Origin of the sequence: Lysobacter enzymogenes, from assembly GCF_017355525.1 — a bacterium.
Classification (GTDB): Bacteria; Pseudomonadota; Gammaproteobacteria; order Xanthomonadales; family Xanthomonadaceae; genus Lysobacter; species Lysobacter enzymogenes_C.
Genome location: NZ_CP067395.1, coordinates 767,650 through 782,055 on the forward strand (window position 1 = coordinate 767,650; position 14,406 = coordinate 782,055).

Below are 14,406 nucleotides of genomic sequence, written 5' to 3' on the forward strand. Positions count from 1 at the left end.
CGCGCCGTTCGTCGCTCCGGTCGTGAGCGAACGTGAACCAGGTCGCAGCGGTGCGCGATCCTGACGCGGCGTGCACACCGCGCTCGCAAAGGCTGGGGGATGATCGGGCCCATGTCCTTCTTGCGCAGCCGAGAACCCGACCGTCCCGCCGGCGCCAGCGAGGGCCGCTGCTACTTGTACGTGCTGCCTTGCGCGTACGAAGACCTGCTCAAGATCGGCCACTCGCGCAACCCGCTGCAACGCGCGCAATCGCTGCAACCGCGCTATTTCGAATTCTTCGATCTCGACCGCGCCTTCGCCGTGGAACTGGACAAGGTGCGCGAGGCGCGCACGCTCGAACAGGCGCTGCACCTGCGCTTGCGCGAGCACAACGCGCCGGCGCCGCTGACCGTGCGCGAGCAGGCGGCCGGGCTCGGCGAGTGGTATCGCGGCGCGTACGCGCAGCTGCAAGACGAAGCGGAGCGCTGGCGGGCCGACGGGCACGCCGTGCACCGGCCGCTGTCGGCCTGGCTGGCGCGCGAACTGGCGGCGCAGGGCGATGCCTTGTACGCGCGCGCCGAAGAACTGCTGGCGCAATTGCAGGGCGACACCAGCCTGCTCGACGACCCCGGGCTGGCGCCGCTGCGGCGCAACCTGCTCGATACGCTCGACGCGCATCGCGCGCTGACTCCCGATCTCGACCGGCACCTGCCGGCCAGTCTGCTCGACTGGTACCGCGGCGCCGGCCGCACCGTTCCCTAGGCCCAACGCTCAGGAGTGCACCATGACCAAACTCGACAAACCGCTGCGGCGCGAACTGGAGATCGACGGCAAGGCCTACACGCTGACCGTCGATCCCGATGGACTCAAGCTGACCGAGAAAGGCCGGCGCAACGGCGTGGAACTGCGCTGGGCGGCGCTGGCCGCCGGCGACGACGCCGCGCCGGCGCAATCGCCCGGCCAAGCGTAAGTTCGTGTCTCCCCTGTAGGAGCGGCGCGAGCCGCGACCGCGACAACGCAACTACGACGCAAGTTTCGGCGCAGTTGCGTTGTCGCGGTCGCGGCTCGCGCCGCTCCTACAGGGAGCTACCGCGCCTTACCCGAAACGCCGCGCTGATGCGCGGATCGACCACGCCGGGATCCTTCGGAATGCCGTGATCGTAGCGGTACTGCGAGGCATGGCTCATCACCAGCAGGCTGCCGGCCTCCAGTTCGATATGCCAGGTCGCGTGCGGTGCGCGCTTGGCGCGGACGGTCATGCGCCGGCTGGCGCCGAGCGAGAGCACGGCGATCGGTTGGCCTGGCGCCAGGTCGTGCAGCTTGTCGTTGTGCGGCGCGACGCTGTCGCGGCCGTCGCGGTACAGATTCAGGCCGACGCTGTCGAACGGCGCGCCTAGGGTCTCGCCGACCCGCGCGGCGGCGGCTTGCAGCAGCGGCGGCAGTTCGTCGCGGCCGATGCGGTACCGCGCGACCCGGCGCGGCACTTCGACCAGACGCTCGTACATCAGCCGCTGCTCGGAATTCCACGCGGCGTGCTCCCACAACTCGGCGAATAGCCGCTCGCAGAACTCGGGCGCGAACACGCCCGGCAGGTAACGCACGCCGCCCTCGGCGTCGAGGATCGGTTGCTGCGGTTGAGCGGCGAACAGCGAGGTCTGATGCATCCGCGCAGGCTACGCCGGCGCGGTCTCAGTCTGCGAGACCGCGCCGCGCGGCTCAGCCTTTCGCCTGTTTTTCCAGTTTCGGCAGGAACCACGCCAGCAACCCGATCGCCGGCAGGTACGCGCACAGGCGGTAGACCGCTTCGATGCCGACGTGATCGGCCAGTTGCCCCAGCGCGGCCGCGCCGAGGCCGCCCATGCCGAACGCGAAACCGAAGAACAGGCCGGCGATGACGCCGGTGCGGCCCGGCACCAGTTCCTGCGCGTAGACCAGGATCGCCGAGAACGCCGACGACAGGATCAGGCCGATGATCACCGTCAGCACCGTGGTCCAGGCGAGGTTGGCGTGCGGCAGCAGCAGGGTGAACGGCAGCACGCCGAGGATCGAGAACCAGATGACGTAGCGGCGGCCGATGCGGTCGCCGATCGGTCCGCCGGCCAGCGTGCCGAGCGCGACCGCGCCGAGGAACACGAACAGATGCACCTGCGCGCTCTGCGCGCTGACCCCGAACTTGTGCATCAGGTAGAAGGTGTAATAGCTCGACAGGCTGGCCATGTAGAAGTACTTGCTGAAGATCAGCAGGCCCAGCACCACCATCGTCGCGACGATGGTCTTGCGCGGCAGCTTCGGCGCCGCGGCGGCGCGCGCGCCGGCCTTGCGCTGCAGCGGGATCTGTTCGCGATACCACAGGCCGATGCGGCTCAGCAGCAGCATGGCCGCCAGCGCGGCGAACGCGAACCAGCCCACGCTGCCCTGGCCGCGCGGCATGACGATGTAGGCCGCGAGCAACGGCCCCAGCGCCGAACCCAGATTGCCGCCGACCTGGAACAACGACTGCGCCAGGCCGTGGCGGCCGCCGGAAGCCATACGCGCGACCCGCGAGGACTCGGGGTGGAACACCGACGAGCCCGAACCGACCAGCGCTGCGGCCAGCAGCAGCATCGGGAAGCTGGTCGCGCGCGACAGCAGCAACAGGCCGGTCAGGGTGAAGCCCATGCCGATCGCCAGCGACCACGGCATCGGCCGCTTGTCGGTGTAGATGCCGACCAGCGGCTGCAACAGCGAGGCGGTCACCTGGAAGGTCAGGGTGATCAGGCCGATCTGGCCGAAATCGAGCTGGAAGCTCTGCTTCAGCAGCGGATACAGCGCCGGCAGCAACGACTGGATCATGTCGTTGAGCAGGTGGCAGACGCTGAGCATGGTCAGGATCGGCAGGGCGATCTTGTTGGCGGTTTCGCCGGCGGGCGCGGGCGGGGCTTGGTACTCGGGAACCGGCGGCACGGCCGGGCTGTCGGCGGTAACGCTGGGCGTAGCGGTATCCAGGGAGGTCATGGCGTCAGGCGAGGCGGGGAGGGGGCGGCGGACCGGCGCGGACGGGACCGTCCAGGCGGGGCGGGCGCGGCGCATTCAGTAAACGCCTGCGCGGCCTTGCCCGCGTTATAGTTCGGGTCAACATTCTTCGAGATCGGGCCAATGCGCAATGTCCTGGCCGGTCAGGCCGACCACTTGCCGGGCCGGATCGTGGCGACGTCGAACGAGTACCCGACCGGGCACCGCATCGCCCGCCACAGCCATCGCCGCTCGCAGCTGCTGTACGGCGCGCACGGGATCATGGTGGTCGGCACCCAGGCGGGGCGCTGGATGGTGCCGCCCGAGCGCGCGGCGTGGATTCCGGCCGGCATGGCCCACGACGTGCACGTGCTGGCGCAGATCAGCACCCGCAGCATCTACGTCGAACCCGAAGTCAGCGCGGTGCTGCCGGGGGATTGCCGGGTCATCGGCGTGTCGGCGCTGATGCGCGAGCTGTTGCTGGAAACCCTGGATCTGCCGCTGCAGGCCGAGACCGACAGCGGTTCGCGGCCGGACCTGATCTATTCGCTGATCGTGCGCGAGATCGAGCGCGCGCCGGTGCTGCCGCTGGACATTCCGTTCCCGGCCGAACCGCGCCTGGCGCAACGCTGCCGCGCGTATCTGGCGCATCCCTCGCCGCACGACGGCATCGACGAATGGTGCCGCGACCTGGCGATGAGCCGGCGCACCTTCACCCGCCGCTTCCGCGCCCAGACCGGCACCAGCTTCGCCCAATGGTGCCGGCAGGCCGCGATCTTCGCCGCGCTGCCGCGGCTGGCGGCCGGCGAGGCGATCACGGCGTTGGCGCTGGACCTGGGGTACGAGAGCGCCTCGGCGTTCACGACGATGTTCAAGCGGCTGATCGGGATGCCGCCGAGCCGGTATCTGGCGACGGCGCGGGCGTATGCGCCGATTGGTTGAGCGGCGGCGTTGTTACGTTCTCTACCTGTAGGAGCGACGCGAGTCGCGACCGCGACACATCGCTTGCGGCGTTGGTTTCGTAGTAGTTGCGTCGTCGCGGTCGCGACTTGCGTCGCTCCTACAGGTAGTGCGCCGCTGCGACGTAGCGACTGTAGGAGCGGCGCGAGCCGCGACCGCGATACTTCGCTTGCGGCGCAGGCTTCGTCGTAGTCGCGTTGTCGCGGTCGCGACTTGCGTCGCTCCTACAGGTAGTACGCTGCTGTGATGCAGCGACTGTAGGAGCGGCGCGAGCCGCGACCGCGATACTTCGCATGCGGCGCAAGTTTCGTCGTAGTTGCGTTGTCGCGGTCGCGACTTGCGTCGCTCCTACAGGTAGTACGCCGCTGTGACGCCGCGACTGCGATGCTTCGCTTGCGGCGCAAGTTTCCGTTCGACCGCGACGCCGCCGACGTAGCGGACTCAGCCCAGCGCCTTCGCCGCCTCGTCGATCAGCGCCGCCACTTCGCCCGGGTGCGAGGCCAGCGAGGCGTGGCTGGCGTCGAGCGTGATCGTCTTCTTCGGATTCATCCGCGCCGACATGCGCTGCTGGTTTTCCGGCGCGATCATGCGGTCCTGGGCCGAGATCTGGTACCAGCTCGGCTTGGACTTCCACGCCGGCTTGGAAATCGTGTCGCCGAAGGTGCTGGCGAGCGGCGCCTTCTGGGTCACCGCCATCACCAGGCCTTCGTCGGCGCTGAGGTCCTGGCAGAAGCTTTCGTGGAACTTGTCGGCCTTCAGCCACAGATAGCCGTCGCTGTCGGGCGCGAGGTTCGGCGCGGCCGCGGGCAAGTGCTCCTGGGTGATGCCGCCGGGGCTTTCGCCGCTATCGGGCGCGAATGCGGCGATATAGACCAATCCGGCGACCTTATCGTGGGTGCCGGCTTCGGTGATGACCGCGCCGCCGTAGGAGTGGCCGACCAGCAGCACCGGGCCCGGCGCCTGTTCGATCATCTTGCGGGTGCGGGCGACGTCGTCGGCCAGCGAGGTCAGCGGCACTTCGACCGCCTTGAGGTCGCTGTAGCCCTTGCGCGAAAGCTCGACGATGGTCTTGGCCCAATGCGCCGCGCCGCCCCAGAAGCCGTGTACGAGAACGATGGTGGGTTTGCCGCTCATGATCGCGATTCCAGTCCGGATGAATGCGCCAACGAGGTTCGCGCGACAGCGCCGGTTGGCGTCGGCCCTGCGCGGCGGTCCCGTAGTCGGGCGCCGCGAAGGGCCGAGATTTTCATAAGCGCGAACTACGTTGCGTGAATTCGCATGTGACTTCTTTCAGCTGCCTGAAAGGCCGCGGACGCCGTCGCGGGCCGATGGCGGGTCACTTCGCGATCAACAGCAGCAACGAGCGGGCCTGCATTCCGTACACGACGTTCTCGCCGCCGATCAAGGTCTCGCTGCCCGGCAAGGCCACCGCGTTGGGGCCTTCGTTCCAGGTCGCGGTGTCGGTCACCCGATACCATTGCTTGCCGTTGCCGGGCCACGGCAGCACGAAGTTCACCGCACCCGACCAGCCGTTGTAGGCGACGTAGATCGCGCTGGCGCTGTCGCCGAACTCGCTGCCGTCGATGCGCCAGGCCAAGGCGTGGTTGTCGCTGGAATTGAAGTAGGCGCTGTCGGCCTGCGCGCCGTCGGGCTTGAACCAGCGCAACTGCTCCATGACGTTGCCGTTACCGTCGGAACCCGAATAGAACGCCGCCGGCCGCAACGCCGGATGCGCCTTGCGGAACGCGATCAAGCGCTTGGTGTAAGTCTCGTGGTCGGCTTCGACCGCGCTGCGGGTCCAGTACAGCCAGTTCGCGGCCGAATCCAGGTTGTAGGTGTTGTTGTTGCCGAACTGGGTGCGCAGCGCCTCGTCGCCGCCGGTCATCATCGGCACGCCGGCGCTGAGCATCAGCAGGCCCAGCCCGGTGCGCGCGGCCTTGCGCTGGTCGGCGACGATGCCGCCCTGGTTCCAGCTCAGATTGTGGTCCTCGCCGCCGTCGGAAGGGCCGTACGGCCAGGCCTGATTGTTCTGCTTGTCGTTGTAGGCGTACAGGTCGTTGAGGGTGAAGCCGTCGTGGGCGACCACGAAGTTGACCGAATGCCACGGCTTGCGGCCGTCGTCGCCGTACAGATCGCTGGAGCCGGCGAAGCGGCTGGCGAGGGTGCCCGTGGTGACGGTCTCCTGCCCGAGCTTGTTCTGCTTCTTGCGCACCGCGTCGCGGTAGAGGCCGTTCCACTCGGCCCAGCCGGACGGGAAATTGCCGACCTGGTACGAGTTGCCGCCGATGGCCCACGGCTCGGCGATCAGGTCCAGGCCGGCGCCGCCCGCGGCGGGGCGCGGCGGCAGTTCCGCGGCGATGCGGTTGAGCGCGTTGCCGCTGTCGTTTTTGTCGAAGTTGAAGCAGCCGTGCTGGCAGCTGTTGCCGAGCACCGAGGCCAGGTCGAAGCGGAAGCCGTCGACGCCGAGCGCGTCGCGCCAATAGGCCAGCGAGTCGACGATCAGGTTCTGCGCGACCGGATGGCGGGTGTTGTAGTTGCCGCCGACGCCGGTGTTGTCCCAAGGGTATTTGTAGTCGCTGCTGAGCGAATAATAGGCCGGATTGTCGAGGCCGCGGAACGACAGCAGGTTGTAGACCGTGAGCCCGTCGCTGCCGCCCCACGGCCCGCCTTCGCCGGTGTGGTTGTAGACCACGTCGATATAGACCTTGATGCCGGCGTCGTGGAAGGCCTTGACCATCGCCTTCCATTCGCGGGTCGGCCCGCCGGGCGTCTTGTCGTAGGCGTAGCGGCGGTCCGGGGCGAAATAGTTGAGGGTCATGTAGCCCCAGTAGTTGTCGCCCGTGGTCGAGTTCGGATCGACGTCGTTCTGGTCGTTCTGCGCTTCCTGCACCGGCAGGAACTCGACCGCGGTGACGCCCAGCGCGGCCAGCGCCGCGGCCTTGCGCGCGGCGCCCTTGTAGGTGCCGCGCTCGGCCGCGGGCACGCCGTCGTCGTTGCGGGTGAGGCCGCGCACGTGCACTTCGTAGACCACTTCGTCCTTGAGCGCGCGGGTCGGCTTGCTGCCGACGGACGAAGTGTCCGCCGCCAGCGCGATGCTCTTGCTCGCGCACAGGCCGCTGTCCTTGGCGCGGTGGGCGGCGCCGCTGGCGTAGATCGTGCCGTCGGCGCAGGCGGCGGTGTTGGGATCCTGGCTGATCTCGCGCGCGTACGGGTCGATCAGCAGCTTGTTCGGATTGAAGCGGTTGCCGGCGTTGTCGACGTCGCTGACGAAGCCGGTCGCGCTGCCCTTGGTCCAGGCGGCGTCGTAAGGCCAGTTCGGGCCCCAGGCGCGGTAGCCGTAATAGACCGTGCCGGTGATGCCGTAGGTGTTCTTGATCGTCGCGGTCGGCAGCGACAGCGACCAGACCTGGGTCGCGGCGTCCTTGCTCAGCGCCAGCCGCGCGACTTCCTGCGCGCCGGTCGGGTTCTTGTACAGGAACACTTCGATGCGGGTGGCGCGCGAGGAATAGACGCGGAAGGCGAGGTTGGCCTGGGCCGCGTCGTAGCGCGCGCCGAGTTGTTGCGCGTCGATCGCGGCATGCGCCGGGCTCAGCGCGCTGGCCAGCGCGGCCAGGGCGAGGGCGCGCAAGGTTTTGCCGGCGCGTCGCTGCTTGCTCGATCGGTGTTCGTCCATCGTCGCCGTTCTCCGTGATCGTGCGCGCCGCGAGGGCCGCGGGCATCGACAACGACTTTAGGAGCAAGACGCAGCGCAGCATGGCGGGCTGCAATCGTATTCAAGCGGAACGCGCCGATGCGTATCACAGCGCGCGAATCTCCATGCCGTCATCCCCGCGAAAGCGGGAATCCAGAGACTTCAGAGTGCTGCTGCGATAAAGCCCTGGATCCCCGCTTTCGCGGGGATGACGGTAGGTTTGGGTCGATTCCTCCACGCCGTCATTCCCGCGAAAGCGGGAATCCAGAGACTTCAGAGTGCTGTCGCGATAAAGCCCTGGATCCCCGCTTTCGCGGGGATGACGGTAGGGTGGGGTCGTTTCCTCCACGCCGTCATTCCCGCGAAAGCGGGAATCCAGAGACTTCAGAGTGTTGCCGCGATAAAGCCCTGGATCCCCGCTTTCGCGGGGATGACGGTAGGTTTGGGTCGTCTCCTCCACGCCGTCATTCCCGCGAAAGCGGGAATCCAGAGACTTCAGAGTGCTGCTGCGATAAAGCCCTGGATCCCCGCTTTCGCGGGGATGACGGTAGGGCCGGGCGCTGCGATTCGATCGGGCTCGACTCGATGCGCGCACCGGGCCGAAAGCGCGACCGCCTGCGCCGCGCCCGCAGCGGACTCACTTGATCCGATGCTTGCCCAGCTTGCGCGCCAGCGTCCGCCGGTGCATGCCCAGCCGCCGCGCGGTCTCGGAGATGTTGAAGTCGGTGGCGGCGAGCATCTCGTGGATGCGTTCCCACTCCAGGGTCTTGATCGAGGTCTGGCGCTCGGTCAGCTCGACGCTGGCGTCGCCTTCGGCGCGGCCGAACGCGGCTTCGATGTCGTCGGTGTTGGACGGCTTGGCCAGGTAGTGCAGGGCGCCGAGCTTGATCGCCTCGACCGCGGTGGCGATGCTGGCGTAGCCGGTCAGCACCACGATCAGCATGTCCTCGTCGTGGGCGTGCAGCGCCTGCACGCAGGCCAGGCCGGAATCGCCGCCGGCGAGCTTGAGGTCGACCACCGCGTAGCCCGGCGTGTGTTCGCGCAGCAGCGCCTGCACCTCGGCGAGATTGCTGGCGTTGTGCACGAGGTAGCCGCGGCGCTCGAACGAACGCGTCAGCGTGCGCGCGAACGCGGCGTCGTCCTCGACGATCAGCAGCCGGCGCGGTTCGTCGTCGTCGTCGTCGAATCCGGGCGGCAGCGGCGGCAGGTCCTCACTCATCGTCGGACTCCGGCGGCGTCAGCGCGGCCAGCGGCAGGCTCATGGTGACCACCGCGCCGCTGGGTTCGCGGTTGCGCGCGACCATGCTGCCGCCGAGCTGGCGGGCGACGTTGAGGGCGAGGAACAGGCCCAGGCCGCCGCCGGGGCGGCCCTTGCTGGACTGATACGGCTTGCCGAAATGCGACAGCATCGCCGCGGAGAAGCCCGGGCCGGCGTCGCTGACGCGCAGCACCAGCCGCTCCTCGTCGCGCCAGGATTCCAGCCCGACCCAGCCCGGCGAAGCCTCCAGCGCGTTGTCGAGGACGTTGCAGATCATCTGCTTGAGGCCCGAGTCGGAGATGATCGCGACATCCTCGCCGAAGCCGTTCTGGTAGTCGAATCCGCGCACCGGGCGGGTCGTGCGCCATTCGTCGACCAGGTCGTCGAGAAATTCGGTCACGGTCGTGATCGCAGGCGCTTCGCCGCGCGCTTCGCCGGCCGACAGCAAAATGCCGGTGACGATGCTCTTGCAGCGGGTCAGCTGGGTCTGCATCTCGTCGAGCTCCTGCAACAGCTCGGGTTGCTGGGTGAACGGCGGCATCCGCCGCCAGTCGCCGAGGATCACCGACAGCGTCGCCAGCGGCGTGCCGAGCTCGTGCGCGGCGCCGGAGGCGAGCAGGCCCATGCGCACGATGTGTTCTTCCTCGGCCGCGCGCTGGCGCAGATCGGCCAGGCGCTGGTCGCGCGCGCGCAGGTTGCGGCCGATGCGGGTGATGAACACCACCAGCAAGGTCGCGTTGAGGGTGAAGCACAGCAGCAGGCCCTGCACGTAGGGATCGCGCAGGCCGCGGGTCGGGTCGGCCGGTATCACCACCGGGCCGGCGAACGTGGTCAGGGCGATGAAGCAGGCGCTGGTCACCACCACCACCGCGCAGCTGGCCCAGGTGCGCAGCAGCACGCAGGCCAGCGCGACTTGCAGCAGGTACAGGAACACGAAGGGATTGGCCGCGCCGCCGCTGAGGTAGAGCTGCGCGGTCAGGGTCAGGATGTCGACCAGCAGGGCCAGGAACAGCGCGCCGTTGGTGACTTCCTCGCGCTTGCGCCAGCGCAGCGAGCTGACCAGGTTGAACGCGGCCAGGCAGGCCAGCACGATCGCCATCGGCATCAGCGGCAGCTTGATGCCGAAGCCGTAGTGGACGAAGACGATGGTGGCCACCTGGCCGATCACCGCGATCCAGCGCAGCTGGATCAGCTGGTGCATGTTCTTGACCCCGGTGCCGTCGCGCGAAGCCGGGAGGGGCTGGTCGGGCTGCATGCGTTTGGGCAGAAGCGAGTGGAGAGGGGGGAGGAACGAGTAAAGCACGGAGTGGACTGCGGCGTTGAAGCTTAAGGCGGGGAAGATGGAGCGGGGTTGGGGAACTGTGGGGGCGTCAGGGCGTCTTGTGCGCCGCGCGCCGCCGGGCTTCTTCCTTCCAGACCCGCCAAGCCGCCCAGGCCACCATCAGCGCCAGCGCGAACCACGTCAGCGCGTACTGCAAGTGATGGTCGGGGAATTTTATCACCGTGAGCCCGCCGACCGGCCATTGCGGCGCGGTGCGCAGGTCGCCGGGCAGCGGCGCGGCGCGTTCGGCGTCGACGAAGTACGGCGCGACCGCGCCGTCGAGGCGGTGCGCGGCGGCGATCGCGGCGACGTCGCGCGAGAACCAGCGCTGCTGCGCCGGCTGGTTCGTGCGCAGGAAACCGCCGCCGGGCTCGCTGAGCCGCAGCAGGCCGACGACCTCGGTTGCGCCGGCAGGCGCGACGACTGCGGCCGCGGCGCTGGCGTCGGGCACGTAGCCGCGGTTGACCAGCACGGTGTAGCCGGCGTCGGTGCGCAGCGGCGTCAGCAGCCAGAACCCCGGGCCCAGCTCGGTCACCGCCTGCACCCGGGTGTCGACGCCGGGCAGCCAGCGGCCGCGCAGCCGCACGTGCCGGTATTCGTCGCGCGCCGCGCTCACTTCGGGCCATTCGGACGGGCCCGGCGCGGCGGCCGGCGGCGCGTGCACGCGCGAGTCGACCCGCTGGATCAGGTCGCGCTTCCAGCCGAGCCGCTGCACCTGCCACGCGCCGAGCGCGATCAGCCCGGCGAACAGCGCCAGGAACACGGCGCCGATGAGCCCGAGGACGAAGGAACTGCGCGGCGGTTTGACGCTGGTCGCCATGATTGGCCTCGTGCGGAAGACGAGAGGGGCGAGCCGGTTGCGTGGGGATGATAGCCCTGCGTGGACCGGGGCGGGAGACCGCGCGATGGAGGCGCGGGTTGCCGGGAAACGGCCGGCTGAAGTCTCTGGATCCCCGCGTTCGCGGGGATGACGTGCTGGTAGCGGACGACGTCCTGGCAAGAGCGCGGCGAGTGCGAAACCGCACCCGCCGCCGAGAGACCGGCACAGGCAGAACCTCAGTTCCCCCATCCCGATTCCCTTCTTTTCCCGCTGTTACGGCATGTTCCGCATCTCATGCGGCATCGGCATCATGTTCACGTTCAAGTGATGCATGACCCACAACGAGCCGGCCAGCGTAATCACCACGATCACGATGGTGAAGATCAGCGCGAGCATGTTCCAGCCGCCTTCCGACTTCGTGTTCATGTGCAGGAAGTAGACCATGTGCACGACGATCTGGACCACGGCGAAGCCGAGGATCACCGCGGCGGTGACGCCGGAGGACGGCAGCACCTTGGCCATGACCAACCAGAACGGGATCGCGGTCAGCAGCACCGACAGCAGGAAGCCGACGGTGTAGCCCTTGACGGTGCCGTGGTAGTCATCGTGCTCCTCGTGATCGTGGCCGTCGTGGCCGTGATCGCCGTGAGCGTGTGCGTTGTCGTGGTGCGCGGACTGGGTCACGGCAGCACTCCCATCAGGTAGACGAAGGTGAAGACGCCGATCCAGACGACGTCGAGGAAGTGCCAGAACATTGACAGGCACAGCAGGCGGCGGCGGTTGGCGGCGGTGAGGCCGTGCTTGCTCAGCTGGGTCATCAGCACCACCAGCCAGACGATGCCGAAAGTGACATGCAGGCCGTGGGTCGCGACCAGGGCGAAGAACGAGGACAGGAACGCGCTGCGCTGCGGACCGGCGCCCTCGTGGATCAGGTGGGCGAACTCGTACAGCTCCAGGCCGATGAAGGCCAGGCCGAACAGGCCGGTGATCGCCAGCCAGCCCTGCACCGCGGCGAGCTTGCGCTTGGTCATCGCGATCATCGCGAAGCCGTAGGTGATCGACGACAGCAGCAGCATCGAGGTGTTGATCGCCACCAACTGCAGGTCGAACAGGTCCGCGCCCGACGGCCCGGCCGCGTAGCTGCGGCCAAGCACGCCGTAGGTGGCGAACAGCACCGCGAACACCAGGCAGTCGCTCATCAGGTAGAGCCAGAACCCGAGCAGGGTGCTGTTCTCCGGATGGTGCTTGCCCTTGAGGTCGAGGAAGTGCGCGGCCGAGGAAGCCGGCTGCGCCTGGGCGTGGGTCAGGATGGCGGTGGCGTCAGACATGGGCGGCGGCCAGTTGTTGCGTGCGCTTGCCTTCGGTGTCGGCCACTTCGTCGGCCGGAATGTAGAAGTCGCGCTTGTAGTTGAAGGTGTGGACGATGGTCGCGATCAGCATCGCCGCGAAGAACGCGCCGGCGACCAGCCACATCTGCCAGATCAACGCGAACGCGCAGACGGTGCTGAGCAGGGCGATGACCAGGCCGGCGGCGGTGTTCTTGGGCATGTGGATCGGGATGAAGCCCGAGGTCGGACGCTGGAAGCCGCGCTGCTTCATGTCGTGCCAGGCGTCGTTGTCGTGCACCACCGGGGTGAACGCGAAGTTGTACGCCGGCGGCGGCGACGAGGTCGACCACTCCAGGGTGCGGCCCTGCCACGGGTCGCCGGTCGGGTCGCGCAGCTTCTCGCGGTTGCGGATGCTGACGAAGATCTGGATCAGCATGCAGGCGATGCCGATCGCGATCAGCGCGGCGCCGAAGGCGGCGATGACGAACCAGATCTGGATCGAGGGATCGTCGAAGTGGCTCATGCGCCGGGTCACGCCCATCAGGCCGAGCACGTACAGCGGCATGAAGGCGAAGAAGAAGCCGATCTGCCAGAACCAGAACGAGCACTTGCCCCAGAACGGATCGAGCTTGAAGCCGAACGCCTTGGGCCACCAGAAGTTGATGCCGGCGAACAGGCCGAACAGCACGCCGCCGATGATGACGTTGTGGAAGTGGGCGATCAGGAACAGGCTGTTGTGCAGGACGAAGTCGGCCGGCGGCACCGCCAGCAGCACGCCGGTCATGCCGCCGATGGTGAAGGTGACCATGAAGCCCACCGTCCACAGCATCGGCACCTCGAAGCGGATGCGGCCGCGGTACATGGTGAACAGCCAGTTGAAGATCTTCGCGCCCGTCGGGATCGAGATGATCATCGTGGTGATGCCGAAGAACGAGTTGACGCTCGCGCCCGAGCCCATGGTGAAGAAGTGGTGCAGCCACACCAGGTAGGACAGGATCGTGATGACCACGGTCGCGTACACCATCGAGGCATAGCCGAACAGGCGCTTGCCGCTGTAGGTGGCGACGATCTCGGAGAAGATGCCGAAGCACGGCAGGATCAGGATGTAGACCTCCGGGTGGCCCCAGATCCAGATCAGGTTCACGTACATCATGGGGTTGCCGCCCAGATCGTTCGTGAAGAAGTTGGTGCCGGCGTAGCGGTCGAGCGAGAGCAGCACCAGCACTGCGGTCAGCACCGGGAACGCGGCCACGATCAGCACGTTGGTGCACAGCGAAGTCCAGGTGAACACCGGCATCTTCATCATGCTCATGCCCGGCGCGCGCATCTTGACGATGGTCGCGATCAGGTTGACGCCCGAGAGCAGGGTGCCAACGCCGGCGATCTGCAGCGCCCATATGTAGTAGTCGACGCCGACGCTGGGGCTGTAGGCGATGCCCGACAGCGGCGGGTAGGCCAGCCAGCCGGCGGTGGAGAACTCGCCGACGAACAGCGACACCATCACCAGGCCGGCGCCGCAGGCGGTCATCCAGAAGCTGAAGTTGTTGAGGAACGGGAACGCCACGTCGCGCGCGCCGATCTGCAGCGGCACCACGTAGTTCATGAAGCCCGTCACCAGCGGCATCGCCACGAAGAAGATCATGATCACGCCGTGGGCGGTGAAGATCTGGTCGTAGTGGTGCGGCGGCAGGAAGCCGGCGTTGTCGCCGAACGCCATCGCCTGCTGCATGCGCATCATGATCGCGTCGGCGAAGCCGCGCATCAGCATGATCAGCCCCAGCACGATGTACATGATGCCGATCTTCTTGTGGTCGATGCTGGTGAACCACTCGCTCCAGAGATAGCCCCAGAGCTTGTAGCGGGTCAGCAGCGCGAGCACGGCGATGCCGCCGATCGCGACCATGGCGAAGGTCGCGAGCAGGATCGGCTCGTGCAGCGGGATCGCGTCCCAGGTGAGCCGGCCGAAGATCAGCTTGGCGAGGTTGGATTGGTCAGACATCTTCGCTCCGGAGTCCGCGTACGGACCTGCGCGCGCGAGGCGCGCGGTTGAATGCTTGC

The 14,406-nt window shown here is 67.8% G+C and carries 14 protein-coding genes; 3 read left to right on the forward strand and 11 right to left on the reverse strand.

All coding sequences use genetic code 11. From position 1 onward, the window contains the following. The first annotated feature begins 111 nt into the window (after positions 1-111). Together JHW38_RS03185 and JHW38_RS03190 are read left to right on the forward strand one after the other, a co-directional pair. Entirely contained in the window at positions 112-741 is a 630-nt protein-coding gene (locus JHW38_RS03185) for a GIY-YIG nuclease family protein (RefSeq protein ID WP_207524586.1), read from the forward strand. Positions 742-763: 22 nt separating this feature from the next. After that, positions 764-949 (forward strand): hypothetical protein, encoded by a 186-nt coding sequence (locus tag JHW38_RS03190; protein WP_207524587.1) that lies wholly within the window; start codon positions 764-766, stop codon positions 947-949. A 106-nt stretch (positions 950-1,055) separates the two neighbouring features. Here JHW38_RS03190 and JHW38_RS03195 read toward each other — a convergent pair whose 3' ends face one another. Together JHW38_RS03195 and JHW38_RS03200 are read right to left on the reverse strand one after the other, a co-directional pair. Then, positions 1,056-1,643 carry an alpha-ketoglutarate-dependent dioxygenase AlkB gene (locus JHW38_RS03195; protein ID WP_207524588.1) on the reverse strand — a complete coding sequence of 196 codons (588 nt, stop codon included), beginning with the start codon at positions 1,641-1,643 and terminating at the stop codon, positions 1,056-1,058. A gap of 52 nt (positions 1,644-1,695) precedes the next feature. Further along, on the reverse strand, positions 1,696-2,973 hold the full coding sequence (locus JHW38_RS03200; protein WP_207524589.1) for an MFS transporter: 1,278 nt from the start codon (positions 2,971-2,973) through the stop codon (positions 1,696-1,698). A 141-nt stretch (positions 2,974-3,114) separates the two neighbouring features. Here JHW38_RS03200 and JHW38_RS03205 point away from each other — a divergent pair, with 141 nt between their 5' ends. After that, positions 3,115-3,912: an AraC family transcriptional regulator gene (locus tag JHW38_RS03205; RefSeq protein ID WP_207524590.1), complete on the forward strand. Its 798-nt coding sequence runs from the start codon at positions 3,115-3,117 to the stop codon at positions 3,910-3,912. Between the two features lie 459 nt (positions 3,913-4,371). On the opposite strand, the gene JHW38_RS03210 is transcribed toward JHW38_RS03205, so the two are convergent. From JHW38_RS03210 to cyoB, 9 genes are all read right to left on the reverse strand, one after another. Then, entirely contained in the window at positions 4,372-5,064 is a 693-nt protein-coding gene (locus JHW38_RS03210; RefSeq protein WP_207524591.1) for an alpha/beta hydrolase, read from the reverse strand. A 202-nt stretch (positions 5,065-5,266) separates the two neighbouring features. Next, positions 5,267-7,603 (reverse strand): glycogen debranching protein, encoded by a 2,337-nt coding sequence (locus tag JHW38_RS03215; RefSeq protein ID WP_207524592.1) that lies wholly within the window; start codon positions 7,601-7,603, stop codon positions 5,267-5,269. Positions 7,604-7,727: 124 nt separating this feature from the next. After that, positions 7,728-8,081 carry a hypothetical protein gene (locus tag JHW38_RS03220; RefSeq protein WP_207524593.1) on the reverse strand — a complete coding sequence of 118 codons (354 nt, stop codon included), beginning with the start codon at positions 8,079-8,081 and terminating at the stop codon, positions 7,728-7,730. Between the two features lie 177 nt (positions 8,082-8,258). Further along, positions 8,259-8,840 (reverse strand): response regulator transcription factor, encoded by a 582-nt coding sequence (locus tag JHW38_RS03225; RefSeq protein ID WP_207524594.1) that lies wholly within the window; start codon positions 8,838-8,840, stop codon positions 8,259-8,261. Beyond that, a complete protein-coding gene (locus JHW38_RS03230; RefSeq protein WP_242691165.1) occupies positions 8,833-10,080 on the reverse strand; it encodes an ATP-binding protein in 1,248 nt (415 codons plus the stop codon). Before JHW38_RS03230 ends, JHW38_RS03225 begins: the two co-directional genes overlap by 8 nt. Positions 10,081-10,249: 169 nt before the next feature. Further along, positions 10,250-11,020: an SURF1 family protein gene (locus tag JHW38_RS03235; protein WP_207524596.1), complete on the reverse strand. Its 771-nt coding sequence runs from the start codon at positions 11,018-11,020 to the stop codon at positions 10,250-10,252. A gap of 273 nt (positions 11,021-11,293) precedes the next feature. Continuing rightward, positions 11,294-11,704, reverse strand: coding sequence for a cytochrome o ubiquinol oxidase subunit IV (cyoD, locus tag JHW38_RS03240; protein WP_207524597.1), 411 nt, complete (start codon positions 11,702-11,704; stop codon positions 11,294-11,296). Then, the gene (gene cyoC, locus JHW38_RS03245) at positions 11,701-12,327 is read right to left on the reverse strand and encodes a cytochrome o ubiquinol oxidase subunit III (protein WP_428995307.1); all 627 of its coding nucleotides are present in this window, start codon (positions 12,325-12,327) and stop codon (positions 11,701-11,703) included. Before cyoC ends, cyoD begins: the two co-directional genes overlap by 4 nt. 13 nt (positions 12,328-12,340) lie before the next feature. Beyond that, the gene (cyoB, locus tag JHW38_RS03250) at positions 12,341-14,347 is read right to left on the reverse strand and encodes a cytochrome o ubiquinol oxidase subunit I (protein ID WP_242691167.1); all 2,007 of its coding nucleotides are present in this window, start codon (positions 14,345-14,347) and stop codon (positions 12,341-12,343) included. Between the last annotated feature and the right edge of the window lie 59 nt (positions 14,348-14,406).

Bases quoted from the DNA above. Each gene is read 5' to 3' on its own strand.
- JHW38_RS03210 (WP_207524591.1), bottom strand. From the start codon at position 5,064: ATGAGCGGCAAACCCACCATCGTTCTCGTACACGGCTTCTGGGGCGGC.
- cyoB (WP_242691167.1), bottom strand. From the start codon at position 14,347: ATGTCTGACCAATCCAACCTCGCCAAGCTGATCTTCGGCCGGCTCACC.
- JHW38_RS03230 (WP_242691165.1), bottom strand. From the start codon at position 10,080: ATGCACCAGCTGATCCAGCTGCGCTGGATCGCGGTGATCGGCCAGGTG.
- JHW38_RS03215 (WP_207524592.1), bottom strand. From the start codon at position 7,603: ATGGACGAACACCGATCGAGCAAGCAGCGACGCGCCGGCAAAACCTTG.
- JHW38_RS03225 (WP_207524594.1), bottom strand. From the start codon at position 8,840: ATGAGTGAGGACCTGCCGCCGCTGCCGCCCGGATTCGACGACGACGAC.
- JHW38_RS03205 (WP_207524590.1), top strand. From the start codon at position 3,115: ATGCGCAATGTCCTGGCCGGTCAGGCCGACCACTTGCCGGGCCGGATC.
- JHW38_RS03190 (WP_207524587.1), top strand. From the start codon at position 764: ATGACCAAACTCGACAAACCGCTGCGGCGCGAACTGGAGATCGACGGC.
- JHW38_RS03235 (WP_207524596.1), bottom strand. From the start codon at position 11,020: ATGGCGACCAGCGTCAAACCGCCGCGCAGTTCCTTCGTCCTCGGGCTC.
- JHW38_RS03200 (WP_207524589.1), bottom strand. From the start codon at position 2,973: ATGACCTCCCTGGATACCGCTACGCCCAGCGTTACCGCCGACAGCCCG.
- JHW38_RS03195 (WP_207524588.1), bottom strand. From the start codon at position 1,643: ATGCATCAGACCTCGCTGTTCGCCGCTCAACCGCAGCAACCGATCCTC.
- JHW38_RS03185 (WP_207524586.1), top strand. From the start codon at position 112: ATGTCCTTCTTGCGCAGCCGAGAACCCGACCGTCCCGCCGGCGCCAGC.